Origin of the sequence: Arthrobacter sp. H41, from assembly GCF_000520535.1 — a bacterium.
In the GTDB taxonomy this organism is placed as follows: Bacteria; Actinomycetota; Actinomycetes; order Actinomycetales; family Micrococcaceae; genus Arthrobacter_D.
In genome coordinates, this window is the sequence record NZ_KI914825.1 from 1 (window position 1) to 3,311 (window position 3,311).

Below are 3,311 nucleotides of genomic sequence, written 5' to 3' on the forward strand. Positions count from 1 at the left end.
AAACTGTTTCTCAGTTCGACGATGGCGGCCAGGAGTGTGGTGATCGTGTCGGTTTCCGGTGCTTTGTCAGGGATCAGCAGCCGGGTCCGACGGGCTCTGGTGATGAGCTTCCCGGCGGTGGCGAAGAGCCGGTAACGCCACCGTTTGATGTCCCATCCCCGGGCTTGGTGGCCCGATGGCAGCGCGGCCAGCTGCAACCAGGCAACCAAGTTCATGGCCAGGGCGGCGATGTTGGCCCAGGCCTGGTTGGCGTGGAAGTCGAAGAACGGCAGCTTCCCGAGTCCGGTGTTCTTCAGGGTCTTGATCCGGTTCTCACACCGCCCGCGCGCCCGGTGCCGGGCATCCAGGGTGGGCCCGTGCCAGGAGGGCGAGTTCGTCAAGAAAGCTGTGATGCGGTGCCCGTCGGCGTCCAGCAGTGTCGGCTGCGCCCCGGGGTGCAGGGGCTCGGCACGCAAGTACAAATTTGTGTGCGCCGGGTAGTCGGTGAGCCCGAGGACCTCGGTGGCGTTAACGACCCACGCGTCGGTGCGTTCATCTCCCGACTGGTCGAGTGCGGGCTGCCAGTACTTCTTGTCGTTGATCCATCCGACCATGTGGGCTTTCAGCACGGGTACCGGGTAGGAGACACTGAACTGCACTCCCAAGGATGAGAGGTAGTGCAGGAATTCCCGGGACGCTCCGGCGCTGTCGGTGCGCACCAGCACCTTCTCACCAATCAGTCGTCCCTGCTGGTCGTAGAAGTCATCGGGGAGCTGTTCGATGGCGTGGGTGAACACAGCGATGTGGTCCTTGGCGCTGTTGGCTCCGGCATTGCCCGGACGCAGCAGTGCTGTCAGAACCTCACCGGTCCCGTTGCCCGCGCCGTAATCAACACTGGCAATGAAAGGGGCGAACCCGTACCCGCCCTTGTAGGTCCCGACGGCTTGTTCCTTATCGCTGTGCGAGGTCACGAGAGTGGCATCGAGATCAATGATGAGAGGGTCAAGGGCAGTGGCCTTCACCGCCGGACTGCGGTCTCCAGCCGATGCCCACACCCTGGTGCGCAACTCCCTCGTCAAGGTGGAAAAGCCGTAGCTGAAAACCTCCGGGCTGGTCACAGTCCGCTCAAAGAACCGCGAGATTGTCGCGTTCGAGGCGACCTTCCCGAAAACGTTGGCACCGGTCCGCAGGATATCCAGATCAGAGACGTGTTCCCCACCGCCAGCGAGCATGACAGCCAACGACCCCAGGATCGTGCCGGGCCGATGCCAGGCACCGGACGGGACGAACTGACCCAAACGGTCCTCACATAAACCCCGAAACCCGAGCGCGTCAATCAAGGACGTCACCACGTTCAATCCGGCATGGGAGACCAGCGACTGCTCCGTCGTGGCCACAGGAAGGGACGGGAAAACACAGGTACTCTTGGACATCAGAAAGGTGCTTCTTTCAGCCGGTAAATCAGTGCGTCAACAACACTATTTTCCCAGCTCAGAAGCACCTTTCGTCGCTTAAACACACCTGCCAGGCCCCACCCTCATGAAAACCCCGGGTTAGGGAAGCCGAAAAGCTCGGACTGCCAGGTTTCCATGACCTGACCGCAGGACACCCACGGGTTGATGTCGCAGCTTGTGACGTGGTCCGGGTTCCGGTAGAGCTCGAGCTTTTCGAGGATCAGGATTCCGGCGGCAACCCATCCGATGGCGCCCGTGGCCACGAGCATGATCCCAAACGGAATCCAGCTCGCGAACCCGGGCATGGCGGACATATCATCCTGCCCTGTTTCCTCGACGGATCCAGTGTCAGTCCTGGTTTGTGCCATGGTGCTCAGTCCGCGATGGCGATTTCGATGAGGTTGCGGAATTCCTCGACCGTGGCGGGCTGGATCTTTTCACCGTCGAGGAAGAATGTCGGTGTTCCCTCGACATCCAGGGCCATGCCGTCGGCCTTGTCAGCGTTCACGCGCTCCATCGTGGCCGGGTCATCGATTGCCGCGTCGTAGGCGGCCATGTCCAGGCCGAGGTCCTCGGCGTAGCCGCGGAAGACCGGGGATCGGTCTTCGTTGGTGTGGCTCCACTCGGTTTGCGTCTCGTACATCCGCGCGTGCATGTCCTTGAACTTGCCCTGCTGGGCTGCGGCCTCGACCGCTGCGGCCGCTGTCTCTGAATTAGGGTGCCCGGGTAGCGGGAAGTAGCGCGAGACGACGGTGAGGTTCTCCCCGTATTCCTCGGAAAGGTCTTCCACGAGCGGGTACGCGGCGAGGCAGGATTCGCATTCGAAGTCGAGGAACTCGACCAGGACGGCTTTCTCGTCAGGTGCCTGGGACAGCCGGTGGCTGTCCTCCCGGACGACCTCGGCCGCGGTGGTCGTTGTGCCGGCGGCCTGACCTTCATCCTCACCGAGCGCATTGAAGAGAATGACGAGGCCGATGACAAGGGCGGTTGCGGCGAGTAGGCCGATCGCGATCCGGTTCGGCAGGCTCAGACCCTTCTTCGCGGCAGGGGTCGTGCTGGGGGCGGGGGTCGGCACGGTGGTGTCTCCTCGTCATGGAACGTACGTGGTCGTGCTCGTTCCCCGCCGAGTGCGGGGAACCGTTGGTCGATCGGATGAAACGGGTGGATTGGGATGCTGCTCGGGTGCTTAGTCGTGTGTGCAGCAGGCGCAGGACGCACTGCCTGTCGTGCTGTGCGGGGTGCTTGTTATGGCCTTGGGCCCGACGGGCCGGGACGTCAACGTCAGGGGCGCAATTCCCGCGGAGGTATTCGGGGGCGCTGCCGCCGCGCCTGTCGCGCTAGCGGTGGTCTCAGCGGTGTCGGCGCTGCAGCACAAGTCCGTGCCACCGTCCGGGGTACTCCCGCAGGTGTCAACGCTTCCGTCGACATCGAGGTTTCCAAACGATGGGGCGCAGCAGGAGTCGCCCTTCCATGCCTCGCGGCCTTCCTTGAGGGCGACGGCCGCGATGACCAGAGCGGCGACCGGGTCAGCCCACGACCAGCCAAGGGTGCTGTTGAGCAACAACCCGACGAGCAGCACCCCGGAGAGGTAGGTGCAGAGCAGGGTCTGCTTGGAGTCCGCGACAGCGGAGCGGGAGCCGAGCTCGCGTCCGGCCCGGCGCTGCGCCCAGGATAGGAACGGCATGACCGCCAGACTCACCGCGGCCAGGACAATTCCAACCAGCGAATGCTGGGGTTCGGACGCACCGAGCAGGCTCCGGACGGCGTCGAACGTCACGAACGCGGCCAGACCAAAGAAGGAGAATGCGATCAGACGCAGCGCGGTCTTCTCACGGGCCTCGGGGTCGCGGCCGGCGAACTGCCACGCCACAGCCGCCG

Annotated in this window: 3 protein-coding genes and 1 pseudogene; all 4 read right to left on the reverse strand. The window is 63.8% G+C overall.

Annotation, left to right across the window (positions count from 1 at the left end; translation table 11 throughout):
* A partial coding sequence (locus Y705_RS0114185; RefSeq protein WP_026533336.1) for an IS1380 family transposase occupies nt 1-1,412 on the reverse strand: 1,412 nt, incomplete at its 3' end.
* Nucleotides 1,413-1,528: 116 nt separating this feature from the next.
* Nucleotides 1,529-1,738, reverse strand: a pseudogene (locus Y705_RS0114190) (vitamin K epoxide reductase family protein); the annotation flags it as partial.
* A gap of 68 nt (nt 1,739-1,806) precedes the next feature.
* Complete coding sequence (locus tag Y705_RS0114195; RefSeq protein ID WP_253908636.1) at nt 1,807-2,508, reverse strand: DsbA family protein; 702 nt, start codon at nt 2,506-2,508, stop codon at nt 1,807-1,809.
* A 111-nt stretch (nt 2,509-2,619) separates the two neighbouring features.
* The coding region (locus tag Y705_RS23275; RefSeq protein ID WP_081738082.1) for a cation efflux transmembrane domain-containing protein at nt 2,620-3,311 on the reverse strand (692 nt) is incomplete at its 5' end.